The following is a 16,207-nucleotide window of genomic DNA, read 5'->3' on the forward strand; positions in this document are numbered from 1 at the left end:
TCGCCGCGATGAACATCACCCTGATTTCCTTTGTTGTGCTGTACCTGCTGGGCACGCTTGGCCTTGGCGTGTGGGCCGGTACCCGCATCAAGAATACGACCGACTTCGCGGTGGCCGGCCGCAGCCTGCCACTGATCATGGTGGTGACGACAACTTTCGCGACCTGGTTTGGCGCGGAAACCGTGATGGGCATTCCTGCCAAATTCGTGCAGGGCGGCCTGAACGCCATTGTGGAAGACCCGTTCGGCGCGGGTACCTGCCTGATCCTGGTCGGCATGTTCTTCGCGGCCCGCCTGTACAAGCTCAACCTGCTGACCATCGGCGACTTCTACCGCCAGCGCTTTGGCAAGGGCATCGAGGTGTTCTGCTCGGTGGCCATCATCATTTCCTACCTGGGCTGGGTGGCGGCACAGATCACCGCCCTTGGCCTGGTATTCTCCGTGCTGACCAACGGCGCCATGTCGGAAACCGCCGGCATGATTGTCGGCACCCTGGCGGTGCTGATCTATGTGGTGATCGGCGGCTTCCTGGCGGTGGCCTGGACTGACTTTATCCAGATGATCGTGCTGGTGGTGGGCCTGTCCGTGATCGCCTTCTTCTCCGCCGACCTGGCGGGCGGCGCCGGCAAGGTGGTCGACATGGTGGCGAGCAAGGACTTGGGCAATTTCCTGCCGCCGGCGCAGTTCACCGACATCGCCTTCTTCGTCGGCTCGGCCGTGACAATGATGCTGGGCTCGATTCCGCAACAGGACGTGTTCCAGCGCGTGATGTCGGCCAAGAACGCACCGACTGCGCGCACCGGCGCCATCATTGGCGGCGCCAGCTACATCCTGTTCGCGGCGGTACCGATGTTCATTGTCTCCTGCGCCATCATCGTGCTGGGCGACCACGGCCTCGAAATGGCCAAGAACGATTACCAGCGCCTGCTGCCGACCTTCGTGCTGACCAAGATGCCGCTGGTGATGCAGATCCTGTTCTTCGGCGCGCTGCTGTCGGCGATCAAGTCGACTTCGTCGGCAACGCTGCTGGCGCCGTCCACCAGTTTCGTGGAAAACATCCTGAAGAACCTGCGTCCAGGCATGGGCGACAAGCAGCAACTGTTCGCAATGCGTGCCACGATCGTCGTGTTCGCCGCTTCCGTGCTGTTGTACGCGGTAGCGATGAAGGGCACTTCGATTTATGAGCTGGTGTCGAGCGCTTACCAGGTCACGCTGGTCGGCGCCTTCGTGCCGCTGCTGATGGGCCTGTACTGGAAGCGCGCTACCACGCAGGGCGCGATCCTGTCGCTGGCATTCGGCATCGGGACCTGGCTGGTATTCTTCCCGCAGATCGGCGGCGAAGAACTGGCCGCGAAATTCCCAGGCCAGTTGGCCGGCTTGGCTGCCGCCTTCGTTGGCATGATCGTCGGTTCTTTGATACCGCAAGTCCTGCAGGACCGGCAGGAAGGCGTACACCACGTCAAAGGCTTGAACGCCTGATTGCGTGAGTCAAGGCACGGGCGCCATCGAGCAGCCCGTGCTTAATGACAGGAAATTATTTTCTTGTTATTATCTGGTAGTTAATATTGCCACTTGGCTATTAAATTCCAGATGAAGAATTCCCTCCCCAAATTCCTCTTGGCTGCTGCCGCTTCGTGTGCGGCGCCGGCCATTTTCGCTAATCCGATAACGCTGAATTTCAAAGCCAGCATCCTGACCCAGATCAATTCGACTGGCCAGGAAGTGAAGGATGTGCCCGGGCAGTTCTTCGGATCAGTAACGATTGACGCCACCGGCTCGCCATACGTCTATGGTCCGGTTGGTTCGCGTATTGCATCCTGGTCCGGCAAGCAGGGTTGCGGTCTTTACATCGACGGAGCTTGCTCCGAAAACGTGGAAACGTACGCCCCGGCTTTACTCGGTTATTCGTTGACGCTGCCACAGGGCCGGACGGTCGATGGCTTATCGATTTTCAATGAATGGGGCCGCAGCACCTCGGTCCTGAAGTCTGAGAGCGGCACCAAGCAGGGCATTCATTTCGGCTTCGAAGAGCGCATAGGCATCACGGAAGGCGGTGCGATGCGAAGTGAAGAAAAGAACTTATGGCTCAACCTGGGGGGCGAACTTGGCAGCCTGTTTACCAGTCTGGGCGAACTGGATTTCAAACCTGCCGGCGCTACCACGGCCAGCGGCATGTTTTACTATTCCAAGAAGGGTTGCGGTCCGGACTTCGGGAACTCATGTGGTGTCGATCCGGCCTCGGTCGCGTATCAGTTCAAGATAGACGAGCTAAGTTTTGGCCCGGCGGCCAAGGTGCCGGAACCGGCGGGTGCCGCGCTGTTCGGCCTGGGCCTGGCCGGCCTCGCGCTGGCAAGGCGCCGCAAGCAGTTGGGGTAAGAAAAAACGCCGCGGTTAACGCGGCGTTTTTTTATCAGGCCAAGCCCTTGAGCTTGCGAGCGATGTCGAGGGCAAAGTAGGTGAGGACGCCGTCGGCGCCGGCGCGCTTGAAGGCCATCATCGATTCCATCATCACCTTGTCGTGATCGAGCCAGCCGTTCAGCGCGGCGGCCTTCAGCATGGCGTATTCGCCCGACACCTGGTAGGCGTAGGTCGGCACCTTGAATTCATCCTTCACGCGGCGCACGATGTCCAGGTAGGGCATGCCTGGCTTGACCATCACCATGTCCGCGCCTTCGGCGATGTCCAGCGCCACTTCGCGCAAGGCTTCGTCGGTATTGGCCGGATCCATCTGATAGGTGAACTTGTCGGCCTTGCCCAGCGCCGCTGCCGAACCGACCGCATCGCGGAACGGGCCGTAGAAGGCGGAGGCGTATTTCGCCGAGTAAGCCATGATGCGGGTGTGGATCAGGCCTTTGTCTTCCAGCGCCTTGCGCATCACGCCGATGCGGCCGTCCATCATGTCGGACGGGCCGACGATATCGACGCCGGCTTCGGCCTGGCACAGCGCCTGGCGCACCAGCATCTCGGTGGTTTCGTCGTTCAGGATCGAGCCTTTTTCGTCGACGGTGCCGTCCTGGCCGTGGCTGGTGTACGGGTCCAGCGCCACATCGGTCATGATGCCCAGCTCGGGGAAGTTTTTCTTCAGCTCGCGCACGGCGCGCGGGATCAGGCCTTCGGGATTGGTGGCTTCCACGCCTTCATTGGTTTTCAGCGATGGGTCGATGTTCGGGAACAGCGACAGCACCGGAATGCCCAGCTTGACGCATTCCTCGGCCACATTCAGCAGGTTGTCGATCGAGATGCGGTCCACGCCCGGCATGGTGGTGACTGCTTCGCGGCGGTTGGCGCCTTCCACCACGAAGACCGGGTAGATCAGGTCGTCCACGGTGACGGTGTTCTCGCGCATCAGGGCGCGCGAGAACGGGTCGCGGCGCATGCGGCGCATGCGGATGGCTGGAAAATCAGGAGTGATCATTCTTCGCTTTCATCAGGAGTGGGCGCTTGGTCGCCGTCGGCGAGGCCGGCCAGTTCTTCGATCTTGGCCGTCGCTTCCTCGATGCCGAGGCGCTTCAGCGCGGAAAACAGTTGCACGGTGAAGGGGAAGCCTTCGCCGTCTTCATCGACGTAGCTGTCGAGCTTGGCCTTGGCCTGGCGCAGCACGTTGATGGATTCATTGCGGTTGAGCTTGTCGGCCTTGGTCAGGATGCAGTGGATCGGCTTGCCGGTTGGGGCGAACCATTCGATCATTTGCACGTCGAGGTCGGTAAATGGACGGCGCGCATCCATCATGAGCACCAGGGCGGCCAGCTGATCGCGGCGCTGCACGTAGTCGCCCAGCAGGCGCTGCCAGTGGTTCTTGGCGTCTCCCGATACTTCCGCATAGCCGTAACCCGGCAAGTCGGCGATCAGGCACTGCAGTTCGTCCATGTTGATCGGGTCGTGGCGGTGCATCGCGACGTGGGCGCCACCGATCGAGAAGAAGTTGATGTGCTGGGTGCGGCCCGGGGTTTTGGAGGCGAATGCCAGCCCTTTCTGGTTGCACAGGATATTGATCGCGGTCGATTTGCCAGCATTGGAACGGCCCGCAAAGGCGATCTCTGGCACCGTCGTGCGCGGCAGGTCGCGCAGATGGTTAACGGTTGTGAAAAAGCGGGCTTGCCAGAGTTTGGACATGGGGAAAGCAACAAAAAGAGGGCAAAAATGCAGGAAAGCTATTGTACAATAAGGGGTTACGAATTGTTGCCATGCTATATTGCCCAATTCTTATACTACTCATTATTTACTTCTGTCCCAAGGTGTCTGAATGAATCGTGCGTTTTCGCCATTTGTAAAATCCTTGTTCGTCGCAATGCTGGCTGTTTCCGGCGTGGCCTCCGCTAATGAAGCGCATGCCCCGGCAGCAGCCAAGGTTGATCCAGCCAAAGGCGCGACCCTGTACGCTGAAGGTGACAACGCACGCGGCATTCCAGCCTGCGTCTCCTGCCACGGCGCCAAGGGTGCATCGACCATCACCGTCAATCCCAAGCTGGGCGGCCAGGGCGAAGCCTACGTCTACAAGCAACTGGTGGCCTTCAGCGGCGATGCCCGTCCAGGCACCGTGATGACTGCCTTTGCCAAGGCACTGACCGACGAAGAGAAGAAGAACGTGGCTGCCTACCTGGCCACCGAGCCAAGCAAGGCCGGCGCGGCCAAGAACAAGGACACCGTTGAACTGGGCAAGAAGATCTACCGCGGCGGCATCGCTGAAAACCGCGTCCCGGCCTGCGCATCCTGTCACGGCCCTGCCGGCGGCGGCATGCCAGCCATGTACCCACGCGTAGGCGGCCAGCACCAGGACTACACCGCTGCCACCCTGAAAGCCTTCAAGGCCGGCACCCGCAAGTCCAGCCCTGAAATGCAGACCATCGCTTACCGCATGTCCGACAAGGAAATCGAAGCGGTTGCCGACTACATGGCCGGCTTGAAGTAATTGCAATGCGCCGCCCGATGCAGGGCGGTTCTGGACATGAAAAAAGGGTGGCCGCGCAAGCAGGCTGCCCTTTTTTTGTTATTCTCCTGACTTTTCCCTGAGCTGCAATGAGCGACACCCCAAGTACCTCCGGAATCCAGCTTCGCAACCGGCGCGGGCCACTGGCCGAGACGGTCGAGCTGCTGTCCTCGATGCGGTTTGCGATCGCGCTGTTTGTAGTGATCATCTTCGCGGCGATCATCGGCACCATCGTGCAGCAAAGCCAGCCAATGCCGAACTACATCAACCAGTTTGGCCCGTTCTGGTTCGAAGTCTTCAACAAGCTGGGGCTGTACGCGATCTACTCGTCGTGGTGGTTCGTCTCCATGTGCGGCTTGCTGGTGGTGTCGACCACGCTGTGTATCGTCCACAATACGCCGAAGATGCTGAAGGATATGCGTAGCTGGCGCGAGAAGGTACGCGAAGCTTCGCTCAACAATTTCCATCACAAGACGCACTGGCAGTCGCCGCTGTCGCGCGAGCAGCTCGCCGGCCAGACTGCCCAGCGCCTGGGCCATGCCGGCTACGGCACCAAGGTCATTGAGAAAGACGGTGCCATCCTGGTCTCGGCCAAGCGCGGCGCCGGCAACAAGTTCGGCTACATCTTTGCCCACAGCGCCATCGTCGTCATCCTGATCGGCGGCATGCTTGACTCCGACCTGCCGATCCGCTTCCAGCAGTGGGTGCTGGGGAAGACCGCCTTCGGCGGCACCGGCCTGATTGCCGACATCCCGGCCCAGCATCGCCTTGGCGTGCACAACCCGACCTACCGCGGCAATATCGCCCTGCCGGAAGGCACGGCCGGCAACACGGCCATCCTGGCGCGCCCGGACGGCGTGCTGATCCAGGAACTGCCGTTCACCATCCAACTCAAGAAATTCGATATCGACTTCTACAGTACCGGCATGCCGAAGCTGTTTGCCAGCCACGTCACCGTGCGCTCCAACGACAGCGGCAAGACCGTCGATGCCGTGGTCGAAGTCAACAAGCCGCTGATCTTCGAAGGCGTGGCGATCTACCAGTCGTCGTTTGAAGACGGCGGCAGCAAGCTGAAGCTGCTCGGCCACCCGATGAAGGGCACCGCTACCACCACCTTCGGCCTGGAAGGCGAAGTCAACGGCACCACCAAGCTGAACGATGAATACACCGTGGAGTGGAGCGATTTCCGCCCCTTCAATGTGGAAAACATCAGCGGCCAGGATGCGCGCGCCGTCACCAAGGGCGAAAGCCTGAATGAATCCTTCTCGCGCAGCCTGGGCAAGCAACTGGGCTCGGCCGCCAAGACGGCCCACAACAAGGACTTGAAGAACGTCGGCCCGTCGGTACAGTACAAGCTGCGCGACAAGACCGGCCAGGCGCGCGAATACCAGAACTATATGCAGCCGGTGACCATCGAAGGCGATACGGTGTTCCTGGCCGGCGTGCGCGCCAACCCGTCCGACCCGTTCAGCTACCTGCGCATTCCTGCCGACGACGAGCACAGCGTGCGCGAGTGGATGCGCATGCGCGCCGCCCTGCAGGACCCGGCCTTGCGCCAGAAAGCCGCTGCCAGCTACGCGGCACACGCCATGCCGCAATCGAAGGCCGGCGATGCCCTGCGCGGCCAGCTGGAAGCCTCCGCCCTGAAAGGCCTGGAAATCTTTGCCGGCGATACCAATGGCGCTGGCTTCTTCGCCATCAGCCGTTTCCTGGAGAAAGTGCCGCAGGCCGAGCAGACCAAGGCCGCCGAGATCTTCCTGAAAATTCTGAACGGTTCGATGTGGGAACTGTGGCAAGCCGCCCGTGCCCAGGACGGCAAGCCGGCCGCCGCAATGGACGAGGCCCACGGCCGCTTCCTGCAACTGGCCACCAACGCGCTGTCGGACAGCTTTTTCTACGGCGCCCCTGTCTATCTGCAGCTGGATGAGTTCACCCAAATCAAAGCATCGGTATTCCAGGTGACGCGTTCGCCGGGCAAGACTATCGTGTACATTGGCTGCCTTCTGCTGGTGCTGGGCGTATTTGCCATGTTCTACATCCGCGAGCGCCGTGTATGGGTGTGGATCAAGGACGGCGAAGATGGTGCGGAAGCCTTGATGGCGATGAGCACCCAGCGCAAGACGCTGGACTTCGAAAAGGAATTTAAGGAACTCAAGGAAAAACTGCCGCAATCGGCGTAAGCTGTTGCCAGGTTTTTGGAGAATTGCAAATGGAAGCAACACAAACTTATACCCAGCAGCCCGGCTATTTCAAGCGCCTGAACGCGTTCGACTGGCTGTTTGCGGTGGTGCTATGCGCGGGGGCGCTGTACGCCTTCAACCGTTTCGGCGCCTACATGGACATTTATGAAAAGGCTATCCTGCTGGCCTCGGCCCCGGTGTTTGCCGCGCTGGGCTGGTACTGGAAGCCGCTGCGCTGGCTGATGCCGCTGTCGTTTGCACTGGCGCTGTGGGCTGTCAGCCTGTACAGCGGCGACCTGGCGGCGGCGGACAAGCGCTTCTTCCTCAAGTACATGCTGTCGAGCCAGTCGGCCATCCTGTGGATGAGCACCATGTTCGTCCTGTCGACCCTGTTCTACTGGGGCGGCCTGGTGGCCCGTTCGGATTTCGGCGGCGCGATTGGCTCGCGCCTGTGCTGGGCCGGCATCGTGCTGGGCGTGACCGGCATGCTGGTGCGCTGGTACGAGTCCTACCTGATCGGCACCGACGTCGGCCACATCCCGATCTCGAACCTGTACGAAGTGTTCATCCTGTTCTCGCTGATCACCGCGATGTTCTACCTGTACTACGAAGAACACTACAAGACCCGCGCCCTGGGTCCCTTTGTGCTGCTGGTGATTTCGGCCGCTGTCGGCTTCCTGCTGTGGTACACCGTGGCGCGCGGCGCTTCGGAAATCCAGCCGCTGGTGCCGGCCCTGCAAAGCTGGTGGATGAAGATCCACGTGCCGGCCAACTTCATCGGCTACGGCACCTTCGCCCTGGCGGCCATGGTGGCGTCAGCCTACCTGCTGAAGTCGCACGGCATGCTGGAAGACCGCCTGCCGTCGCTGGAAGTGCTGGACGATGTGATGTACAAGGCCATCTCGATCGGCTTTGCCTTCTTCACCATCGCCACCATCCTCGGCGCCCTGTGGGCGGCGGAAGCCTGGGGCGGCTACTGGTCCTGGGACCCGAAGGAAACCTGGGCCCTGATCGTCTGGCTGAACTACGCAGCCTGGCTGCACATGCGCCTGATGTCGGGCCTGCGCGGCCGCCCTGCCGCATGGTGGGCCCTGGTCGGCCTGCTGGTCACCACCTTCGCCTTCCTGGGCGTGAACATGTTCCTCTCCGGCCTGCATTCCTACGGCAAGCTTTAATATCGGCTTCAGCAAACTGGTGTAAGGTTTAGCTATTACCTTGCACCAGTTGGAGCCGACCATGTTGATTCTCCCTTCCGAAATCACGCCGCGCGAAGTATTCGAATCGCGCCGCAAGTTCATCAAGCTGGCCGCTGCCGGCGCCATTCTTGGCCCGGAACTGGTGCAGGCGGCCAATCTCCCGTCCAAGCTGAATCCTGCTTACGCCGTGATGGAAAAGCAGACCTCGCGCAAGGACGCCACCAGCTACAACAACTTCTACGAATTCGGCACCGACAAGTCCGATCCTGCCGAGAACGCGCATACGCTGCGCACCCGCCCGTGGACGGTGCAGATCGAAGGCGAAGTCAAAAAGCCCATGACCCTCGACATCGACAGCCTGCTCAAGCTGGCGCCGCTGGAGGAGCGCATCTACCGGCTGCGATGCGTCGAAGGCTGGTCGATGGTGATTCCGTGGATTGGCTATTCTTTCTCCGAATTGATCAGGAAGGTCGAGCTGAGCGGCAATGCCAAGTTCGTCGAATTCATCACCCTGGCCGACCACCAGCAGATGCCGGGCGTGCGCAGCCGCGTGCTGGACTGGCCGTACGTGGAAGGCCTGCGCATCGACGAAGCCAACCACCCGCTGGCGCTGCTCACGGTAGGCATGTATGGCGACGTGCTGCCGAACCAGAACGGCGCACCGGTGCGCATGGTGGTCCCATGGAAGTACGGCTTCAAATCGGCCAAGTCGATCGTCAAGATCCGCTTCGTGCGCGACATGCCGCGCACCTCGTGGAACAAGTCTGCGCCCAATGAATACGGCTTCTATTCCAACGTGAACCCGGAAGTCGACCACCCGCGCTGGTCGCAGGCATCCGAGCGCCGCATCGGTGAAGACGGCTTCTTCACCAAAAAGCGCAAGACGCTGATGTTCAACGGCTACCCGGAAGTGGCGTCCCTGTACACCGGCATGGATTTGAAGAAGTTCTACTGATGGCCTTTACTCCCACCCCGCGCCAGCTAACGGCAATCAAGAGCATCGCCTTTGTGCTGGCGCTGGTGCCGTTCTTCGCTTTGATCTACCTGGTGGCCACCGACCAACTGGTCGAACCGCTGCAGTACATCACGCGCAATACCGGTTCGTGGACCCTGTACTTCCTGTGCATCACGCTGGCTGTCACGCCGCTGCGCCGCTTGTCGGGCTGGAATTGGCTGCTCAAGCTGCGCCGCATGATGGGGCTGTATGCCTTCTTCTACGCGCTGCTGCACTTCACCACTTTCCTCTGGTTCGATCATTTCTTCGACGTGCAGGAGATGTTGAAAGATGTCGCCAAACGGCCCTTCATCACTGTCGGCTTCACTGCCTTCGTGCTGCTGGTGCCGCTGGCCGTGACCAGCACCAACGGCATGGTGCGGCGCCTGGGCGGCAAGCGCTGGCAGATGCTGCACAAGCTGGTGTATGTGATTGCGCCGTTGGGCATCCTGCATTTCTGGTGGATGCGGGCGGGCAAGCACGACTTCAACAAGCCGATCCTGTTTGGGCTGATCGTGATTGTGCTGCTTGGGATGCGCGCCTGGTGGGCGCGCGCTGGTAAACCGGCAACCCGGGTCTGACCCAAGGGTCAGACCCCCGTTGATCTTGCGGATGGCGGGGTTGGTTTTGCTTTATCGGATAACCGACTCCAGCGCGAACAGGTCGGCTGGATTTTCGCGCTGGCGCACAACGTGGACCTTGTCGCCGTCAACGATCAGCTCCACGGCGCGGCCGCGGGTGTTGTAGTTGGAAGCCATGGTCATGCCGTAGGCACCGGCGGTCTTCATCACCAACAGGTCGCCGGCATCGACGTTCAGCTCGCGGTCGCGGGCCAGCCAGTCGCCGGACTCGCAGATCGGGCCGACCACGTCGAACATGGCGGCTGCGGCGCCGTTGCGCACCACCGGTTGCATATCCATCCATGCCTGGTACATCGCCGGGCGGGCCATATCGTTCATGGCTGCGTCGACGATGCAGAAGTTCTTCTCTTCGCCGTGCTTGATGAATTCCACGCGGGTCAGCAGCACGCCGGCGTTGCCGACGATGGAGCGGCCCGGCTCGAAGATCACCTTGATCGGTGCCCCACCATGCTTCTCGGTGCGCCAGGCATCGATGCGCTTGAACAGGCGCGCCAGGTAGTCGCCGACAGGCACCGGTACGCCGTCGCCGTAGTCGATGCCCAGGCCGCCGCCGATGTCCAGGTGGTGCAGGTGGATGCCTTCCGCGCCCAGCGCGTCGATCAGTTCAATGAGCTTGTCCAGCGCTTCCAGCAGCGGCGCGTCGTCCAGCAACTGCGAGCCGATATGGCAGTCGATGCCGGAGACGTCCAGGTGCGGCAGCTTGGCGGCGGTGCGGTAGGTTTCCAACGCGTCGTCGAAGGCCACGCCGAACTTGTTGGCTTTCAGGCCGGTGGCGATGTAGGGGTGGGTCTTGGCGTCCACGTTCGGGTTCACGCGCAGCGAGATGCGCGCTTTCTTGCCCATGTTGCCGGCCACTTCGTTCAGGCGGTGCAGTTCCGGGATCGATTCGACGTTGAAGCACAGGATGTCGTGTTCGAGCGCCAGGCGCATTTCTTCCACGCTCTTGCCGACGCCGGAGAAGATCACTTTATTCGGGTCGCCGCCGGCGGCGATCACGCGCAGCAGTTCGCCGCCCGACACAATGTCGAAACCTGCGCCGCGGCGGGCCAGCAGGTCGAGGATGGCCAGGTTGGAGTTCGCTTTCATCGCATAGCACACCAGCGCGTCGCGGCCGGCGCAGGCGTTGGCGTAGGAGTCGAAGTTTTCGGTGAGCTGGGACTTGGAGTAGACGTAGGCCGGGGTGCCGTAGCTTTCCGCGATGGCGTCGAGCGCAATGCTTTCGGCGTGCAGCACGCCGTTCTGGTATTCGAAGTGGGACATAAGCTTACTGTTGGGATGCTGGTGGTGTGGACGGAACCGGAGCCGCCGGTGGCGCCACGCCCGGTTTCGCCTCGGCGGCGGGCTTGGCGGGTCGCTTTGGCATGTAGAGGGGGCCGGTTTGGCCGCATCCGGCCAGCAGGGCTGCCATTGTAAGGACAGCAAGTGCGATTGGGGACTTCACGATTAAAATAGGGGCTTGATAGGAATCTTGGAGTGTAGCATGACCGAATCGGAATTTTTGGACCTGGCCGAAGCGACCCTGGATGCGATCGAGGCTTCGCTGGACCGCCTGTGCGAGCAGGATATGGTGGACGTGGAGTGCAGCCGCAGCGGGAACGTGCTGGAGATCGAGTTCGTGGGGAACGGATCGAAGGTGATCATCAACTCGCAGGCGCCGATGCAGGAGCTGTGGGTGGCGGCGAGGTCGGGCGGCTTCCACTATCGCCAGGTGGAGGGCAAGTGGGTGGATACGCGCCGTGGTACGGAGTTGTATGCGGCGCTGTCGGAGATTGTGACGGAGCAGGGTGGGGCGCCGGTGGTGGTGGCGCCCTGAAACCGGTAAACCGGTGCCTGACCCGCAGGGTCAGGCACCAGGCCTGTGGCAGCCGCGTATTGGTGTCTGACCCTGCGGGTCAGACACTGCACTGCCGGTTTTAGAACAGCTCGTTCTTGACAGCGTCCTTCTGTTTCTCCTCCGCCGGCGTGCCGCGGGTCGCGCCTTCCAGGCTGTCGATGCCCACGCCCGGTGGATTCTCCGCATAGTAGTACTCGCCATCCTGGGCAATGATGCCCTGCGGAATCGGCCTTTCCTCAATTGGAATATTCTTCAGCGCCTTGCCCATGTAGCTGATCCAGATCGGCAGGGCCAGCCCGCCGCCGGTTTCCTTGTTGCCCAGGTTCTTGGGCTGGTCGAAGCCGATCCAGGCAATGCCCACCAGCTTGGCCTGGTAGCCGGCAAACCATGCATCGATCGAATCGTTGGTGGTACCGGTCTTGCCCGCGATGTCCGGGCGCTTCAGCGACAGGGCACGGGTGGCGGTACCGAAGCGCACCACGTCCTTCAGCATCGAATCCATCAGGAAGGCGTTGCGCTCGTCGATGACGCGGTTCTTTTCGTCGCCCGCCTTGTCCGGGTTGGCCTGCGACAGCACCTTGCCGTTGGCATCGGTGACCTTGGCGATCAGGTAAGGCGAAATCTTGTAGCCGCCGTTGGCAAATACCGCATAGGCGCCGGCCATCTGCATCGGGGTCACGCCGCCGGCGCCCAGGGCCAGCGTCAAATAGGGCGGGTTGCGCTCGGGGTCGAAGCCGAAGCGGGTGGTGTATTCCTGGCCGTACTTGGCGCCGATGCGGTGCAGGATGCGGATCGAGATCATGTTCTTCGACTTGGTCAGGCCGCGGCGCATGGTCATCGGGCCTTCGTACTTGCCGTCGTAGTTCTTCGGCTCCCAGGCCTGGCCGCCGGTCTGGCCGGCGTCGAACGAGATCGGCGCATCGTTGATCATGGTGGCCGGCGATAGGCCGCGCTCAAGAGATGCTGAGTAAATGAAAGGCTTGAACGAGGAACCGGGCTGGCGCCAGGCCTGGGTCACGTGGTTGAACTTGTTGCGGTTGTAGTCGAAGCCGCCCACCATGGCCTTGATCGCTCCATCTTCGGTGCTGGCCGAAACAAAGGCCGATTCCACTTCCGGCATCTGGGTAATCAGCCAGTCCTTGTCGTCCTGCATCACGCGGATCACGGCGCCGCGGCGGATGCGCTTGTTCGGCGGGTTTTTGTCCGAAAGCCAGCTCTTGCCCATGGCCAGGCCGGCGCCCTTGATGGTAATTTCCTCGCCGGAAGCGGTGACTGCCACCACCTTGTCGGCAGCGGCGCTCAACACCATGGCGGCCACGATATTGTCGCTGTCCGGATGCTCGGCCAGTTCGGTCTCCACGATTTCGTCGGCTTCCGACTTGTTGGCCGGCAGGTCGACATACGATTCCGGGCCGCGGTAAGCGTGGCGCTTCTCGTATTCCATCACGCCGCTGCGCAGCGCCAGGTAGGCGGCGTCCTGGTCGGCCTTGGTAATCGTGGTGAACACGTTCAGGCCGCGCGTGTACGTCTCTTCCTTGAACTGCTCGTAGACCAGCTGGCGCGCCATTTCCGCAACATATTCGGCATGAACACCAAACGCACTGCTGTCTGTTTTCACTTTTAACTGCTCATTCTTCGCCACCTCATACTGTGCGGGCGTAATATAGCCAAGCTGGGCCATGCGTTGCAGGATGTACTGCTGGCGCACCTTGGCGCGCTTCGGGTTGACCACCGGGTTGTAGGCCGAAGGCGCTTTGGGCAGGCCGGCCAGCATGGCCGCTTCCGCCACGCTAATGTCTTTCAGGTTCTTGCCGAAATAGATTTGGGCGGCCGATGAAAAGCCGTAGGCCCGCTGCCCCAGGTAGATCTGGTTCATGTAGACCTCAAGGATCTGGTCCTTGGTCAGGTTCTGCTCGATCTTCCAGGCCAGCAGCGCTTCGTAGGCCTTGCGCTTGAACGTCTGCTCGCTGGAGAGGAAGAAGTTGCGCGCTACCTGCTGCGTGATGGTGGACGCGCCCTGGCGGGCGCCCCCGGTCGCGTTGTGGACCGCGGCGCGCAGGATGCCCCAGTAGTCGACGCCGCCGTGTTCATAGAAGTTGCTGTCTTCGATCGCCAGCACGGCCTTCTTCATGACGTCGGGGATGTCCTTGATATGCACCAGGTTGCGGCGCTCTTCGCCGAACTCGCCGAGCAGCACATTGTCGGCCGAGTAAATACGCAGCGGTATTTTCGGACGGTAATCGGTAATGGTATCCAGCGACGGCAGGTTGGGGTAGGCCAGGGCCAGGCCGAATACCACCAGCAGGACGCCGGCCAGGATCAGGCCCAGCAAAGAAATCAGGGCCATCAGCAGAAAACCCTTCGGCGATTTTTTTGCCGTGGTCTCGTGGTTGTTTGCAGTCATACGCAGCTTCAGTGAGTTTTATGCAAGGCATTATAAATGAGGCCCCAGGCCCTTGAGCGCACGTGATCTCTGGAAATATTGGCTGTAGGCAACAAGACAACTTAGTTTATTGATATGCCATTAATTGCAACATTGGGTGTGGCAAATCCCTCACAAAACATTAATGGTGCACTGGAGAAATACCTTTACACGGCGCTGACAATGTTGCTAGCATCTAATGTACTGTCTCATGTTTGCGGTCTAAACACGGGTTTTTAAACGAATTTGGATATGTAAATGTCTATGGAGTTGTCAGGAGTGCATCCATGTCATTGGACCTGAAAGCCCTGTTTGGCGGCGCCCAGGGCCCGCTGGTTGGCTTAGATATCAGCACCTCGAGTGTGCGTATGGTGGAATTGTCCGAAGCGGGCAAGGACGGCATGCGCCTTGACCGGTGCGCCTCGGAGCCCCTGCCGCGCGGCGCAGTCGCCGACGGCAATATTGAAAATATGGAGCAAGTGGTCGAGGCGGTGCGCCGCCTGATCAAGAAAAGCGGCACGCGCGCCAAACACGTCGCGCTGGGCATGCCGCCTGCTTCCGTGATTACCAAGAAAATCGTGCTGCCGGCCGGTTTGTCGGAGCAGCAGCTGGAGATGCAGGTCGAGTCCGAAGCTGCCCAGTACATCCCGTTTGCACTCGACGAGGTGAGCCTGGACTTCGACGTGATCGGGCCGGTTGCCAATTCGACGGAAGACATCGAAGTCATGCTGGCTGCGGCACGTCGCGAAAAGGTCGTCGACCGCGTGGCGATTGCTGAAGAGGCCGGCCTGAAAGCATCGGTGGTGGACGTCGAATCGTATGCCGCGCGAGCCGCGCTGGACCACGTCACCTCGCAGCTGCCGAATGCCGGCGCCGGCCAGGTGATTGCGCTGTTCCAGATCGGCGCCGTGTCGACCCAGATTTCGGTGATGCTCGATGGCACGACGGTCTATGAGCGCGAGCAGCCGTTCGGCGGCAATTCGCTGACCCAGGATATCGTGCGTTCCTACGGCCTGGCTTTCGAAGAGGCCGAGGCGCGCAAGAAGGCCGGCGACCTGCCGGAGAACTACCAGTCCGATGTGCTCGCACCGTGGCTGGAAGGCGCCGCGCTGGAAGTGACGCGCGCGATCCAGTTCTTCTTCACGTCGACGCCGTTTACCAAGATCGACCAGATTTTCCTGGCGGGCGGCTGCGCCGTGTTGCCGGGCTTGCTGGACATGATCGCCAGCCGCACCCGTATTTCCAGCGCCGTCATTTCGCCGTTCAAGGGCATGCAGCTGGCGTCCGGCGTGCGTGAACAGGCGCTGCGCAACGATGCGCCGGCATACCTGGTGGCCTGCGGCCTAGCCATGCGGAGGTTCGGCTGATGATACGCATTAACCTTCTCCCGCACCGGGAGGAAAAACGCGCGCTGCGCAAAAAAGCCTTTTACGCAATGCTTGGCATCGGCGCCATCGCCGGCGCGACGGTCGTGCTGATGGTGGGCGGCTATAACGCCCGTGCCATTTCGATCCAGGACTTGCGCAACGGTGAACTGAAGGGCGCCATCGCTGAACTGGACAAGAAAATCGTGGAAATTTCCACGCTGCGCCAGGAAATCGACGCGCTGAAGGCGCGCCAGCAAGCGGTGGAAGACTTGCAGGCTGACCGCAACCAGCCGGTCTACCTGATGGATGAACTGGTCAAGCAGACGCCACCGGGCGTGTTCTTGAAGTCCGTCAAGCAGGAAGGCCAAAAAGTCACGCTGACCGGCAGTGCCCAGTCGCAGGAACGGGTGTCCGAGCTGCTGCGCAACCTGTCCGGCAATTCGCCGTGGCTGGAACGTCCGGAACTGGTCGAAGTCAAGGCCGGCACGATCGGCGGCAAGGACAAGTCGAGCGGCCGCGCCATCGTCGAGTTCCAGCTGTCCGTCATGATCAAACGTCCGCGCGACAAGGACGAAAACCCGGACGGCAAGCCGGGCGCCAAACCTGGCGCCACGCCGAATGCCGCAGCCAAGTCCTGAGAACATAAC

General features: G+C 61.1%; 15 protein-coding genes. 10 read left to right on the forward strand and 5 right to left on the reverse strand.

What is annotated here, in order from left to right; all coding sequences use genetic code 11:
• The first annotated feature begins 8 nt into the window (after nt 1-8).
• Both ACN9M3_RS04200 and ACN9M3_RS04205 read left to right on the forward strand, forming a co-directional pair.
• Entirely contained in the window at nt 9-1,478 is a 1,470-nt protein-coding gene (locus ACN9M3_RS04200; RefSeq protein WP_426320725.1) for a sodium:solute symporter family protein, read from the forward strand.
• 111 nt (nt 1,479-1,589) lie between these two features.
• On the forward strand, nt 1,590-2,375 hold the full coding sequence (locus ACN9M3_RS04205; RefSeq protein WP_426320727.1) for a PEP-CTERM sorting domain-containing protein: 786 nt from the start codon (nt 1,590-1,592) through the stop codon (nt 2,373-2,375).
• Nucleotides 2,376-2,409: 34 nt separating this feature from the next.
• On the opposite strand, the gene hemB is transcribed toward ACN9M3_RS04205, so the two are convergent.
• Nucleotides 2,410-3,414: a porphobilinogen synthase gene (gene hemB, locus ACN9M3_RS04210; protein WP_426320729.1), complete on the reverse strand. Its 1,005-nt coding sequence runs from the start codon at nt 3,412-3,414 to the stop codon at nt 2,410-2,412.
• Nucleotides 3,411-4,112, reverse strand: a complete 702-nt coding sequence (gene yihA / locus ACN9M3_RS04215; RefSeq protein ID WP_426167801.1) for a ribosome biogenesis GTP-binding protein YihA/YsxC — start codon at nt 4,110-4,112, stop codon at nt 3,411-3,413. Before yihA ends, hemB begins: the two co-directional genes overlap by 4 nt.
• A gap of 130 nt (nt 4,113-4,242) precedes the next feature.
• Here yihA and ACN9M3_RS04220 point away from each other — a divergent pair, with 130 nt between their 5' ends.
• The 5 genes from ACN9M3_RS04220 to ACN9M3_RS04240 all read left to right on the forward strand — a co-directional run bounded on the left by ACN9M3_RS04220 (nt 4,243) and on the right by ACN9M3_RS04240 (nt 9,877).
• Nucleotides 4,243-4,908 carry a c-type cytochrome gene (locus tag ACN9M3_RS04220; protein ID WP_426167803.1) on the forward strand — a complete coding sequence of 222 codons (666 nt, stop codon included), beginning with the start codon at nt 4,243-4,245 and terminating at the stop codon, nt 4,906-4,908.
• 107 nt (nt 4,909-5,015) lie between these two features.
• Nucleotides 5,016-7,106: a cytochrome c biogenesis protein ResB gene (locus tag ACN9M3_RS04225; protein WP_426320732.1), complete on the forward strand. Its 2,091-nt coding sequence runs from the start codon at nt 5,016-5,018 to the stop codon at nt 7,104-7,106.
• A gap of 29 nt (nt 7,107-7,135) precedes the next feature.
• Complete coding sequence (gene ccsB, locus ACN9M3_RS04230; protein WP_426167807.1) at nt 7,136-8,281, forward strand: c-type cytochrome biogenesis protein CcsB; 1,146 nt, start codon at nt 7,136-7,138, stop codon at nt 8,279-8,281.
• A 61-nt stretch (nt 8,282-8,342) separates the two neighbouring features.
• Nucleotides 8,343-9,257, forward strand: coding sequence for a protein-methionine-sulfoxide reductase catalytic subunit MsrP (gene msrP, locus ACN9M3_RS04235; RefSeq protein WP_426320735.1), 915 nt, complete (start codon nt 8,343-8,345; stop codon nt 9,255-9,257).
• Nucleotides 9,257-9,877, forward strand: coding sequence for a sulfite oxidase heme-binding subunit YedZ (locus tag ACN9M3_RS04240; RefSeq protein ID WP_426320737.1), 621 nt, complete (start codon nt 9,257-9,259; stop codon nt 9,875-9,877). Before msrP ends, ACN9M3_RS04240 begins: the two co-directional genes overlap by 1 nt.
• Nucleotides 9,878-9,928: 51 nt before the next feature.
• Here ACN9M3_RS04240 and lysA read toward each other — a convergent pair whose 3' ends face one another.
• Together lysA and lptM are read right to left on the reverse strand one after the other, a co-directional pair.
• Nucleotides 9,929-11,197 (reverse strand): diaminopimelate decarboxylase, encoded by a 1,269-nt coding sequence (gene lysA, locus ACN9M3_RS04245; protein ID WP_426320739.1) that lies wholly within the window; start codon nt 11,195-11,197, stop codon nt 9,929-9,931.
• A gap of 4 nt (nt 11,198-11,201) precedes the next feature.
• Complete coding sequence (gene lptM, locus ACN9M3_RS04250; protein WP_426320741.1) at nt 11,202-11,345, reverse strand: LPS translocon maturation chaperone LptM; 144 nt, start codon at nt 11,343-11,345, stop codon at nt 11,202-11,204.
• Between the two features lie 72 nt (nt 11,346-11,417).
• On the opposite strand from lptM, the gene cyaY reads away from it, so the two are divergent.
• Entirely contained in the window at nt 11,418-11,750 is a 333-nt protein-coding gene (gene cyaY / locus ACN9M3_RS04255) for an iron donor protein CyaY (RefSeq protein WP_426167815.1), read from the forward strand.
• Between the two features lie 100 nt (nt 11,751-11,850).
• Here the strand turns inward: cyaY and ACN9M3_RS04260 are convergent, their stop codons facing one another.
• Entirely contained in the window at nt 11,851-14,118 is a 2,268-nt protein-coding gene (locus tag ACN9M3_RS04260; RefSeq protein ID WP_426172113.1) for a penicillin-binding protein 1A, read from the reverse strand.
• A gap of 362 nt (nt 14,119-14,480) precedes the next feature.
• Between ACN9M3_RS04260 and ACN9M3_RS04265 the strand changes: the two genes are divergently transcribed.
• The gene (locus ACN9M3_RS04265; RefSeq protein ID WP_426167817.1) at nt 14,481-15,560 is read left to right on the forward strand and encodes a pilus assembly protein PilM; all 1,080 of its coding nucleotides are present in this window, start codon (nt 14,481-14,483) and stop codon (nt 15,558-15,560) included.
• On the forward strand, nt 15,560-16,198 hold the full coding sequence (locus ACN9M3_RS04270; protein ID WP_426167819.1) for a PilN domain-containing protein: 639 nt from the start codon (nt 15,560-15,562) through the stop codon (nt 16,196-16,198). The genes ACN9M3_RS04265 and ACN9M3_RS04270 overlap by 1 nt, the downstream gene beginning before the upstream one ends.
• Nucleotides 16,199-16,207: the final 9 nt, after the last annotated feature.

Source organism: Pseudoduganella sp. R-43, assembly GCF_049913255.1.
Classification (GTDB): domain Bacteria; phylum Pseudomonadota; class Gammaproteobacteria; order Burkholderiales; family Burkholderiaceae_D; genus Rugamonas.

Coding starts and splice junctions, on each gene's coding strand:
- ACN9M3_RS04200 (WP_426320725.1), top strand. CDS start 9: ATGAACATCACCCTGATTTCCTTTGTTGTGCTGTACCTGCTGGGCACG.
- ACN9M3_RS04205 (WP_426320727.1), top strand. CDS start 1,590: ATGAAGAATTCCCTCCCCAAATTCCTCTTGGCTGCTGCCGCTTCGTGT.
- hemB (WP_426320729.1), bottom strand. CDS start 3,414: ATGATCACTCCTGATTTTCCAGCCATCCGCATGCGCCGCATGCGCCGC.
- yihA (WP_426167801.1), bottom strand. CDS start 4,112: ATGTCCAAACTCTGGCAAGCCCGCTTTTTCACAACCGTTAACCATCTG.
- ACN9M3_RS04220 (WP_426167803.1), top strand. CDS start 4,243: ATGAATCGTGCGTTTTCGCCATTTGTAAAATCCTTGTTCGTCGCAATG.
- ACN9M3_RS04225 (WP_426320732.1), top strand. CDS start 5,016: ATGAGCGACACCCCAAGTACCTCCGGAATCCAGCTTCGCAACCGGCGC.
- ccsB (WP_426167807.1), top strand. CDS start 7,136: ATGGAAGCAACACAAACTTATACCCAGCAGCCCGGCTATTTCAAGCGC.
- msrP (WP_426320735.1), top strand. CDS start 8,343: ATGTTGATTCTCCCTTCCGAAATCACGCCGCGCGAAGTATTCGAATCG.
- ACN9M3_RS04240 (WP_426320737.1), top strand. CDS start 9,257: ATGGCCTTTACTCCCACCCCGCGCCAGCTAACGGCAATCAAGAGCATC.
- lysA (WP_426320739.1), bottom strand. CDS start 11,197: ATGTCCCACTTCGAATACCAGAACGGCGTGCTGCACGCCGAAAGCATT.
- lptM (WP_426320741.1), bottom strand. CDS start 11,345: ATGGCAGCCCTGCTGGCCGGATGCGGCCAAACCGGCCCCCTCTACATG.
- cyaY (WP_426167815.1), top strand. CDS start 11,418: ATGACCGAATCGGAATTTTTGGACCTGGCCGAAGCGACCCTGGATGCG.
- ACN9M3_RS04260 (WP_426172113.1), bottom strand. CDS start 14,118: ATGGCCCTGATTTCTTTGCTGGGCCTGATCCTGGCCGGCGTCCTGCTG.
- ACN9M3_RS04265 (WP_426167817.1), top strand. CDS start 14,481: ATGTCATTGGACCTGAAAGCCCTGTTTGGCGGCGCCCAGGGCCCGCTG.
- ACN9M3_RS04270 (WP_426167819.1), top strand. CDS start 15,560: ATGATACGCATTAACCTTCTCCCGCACCGGGAGGAAAAACGCGCGCTG.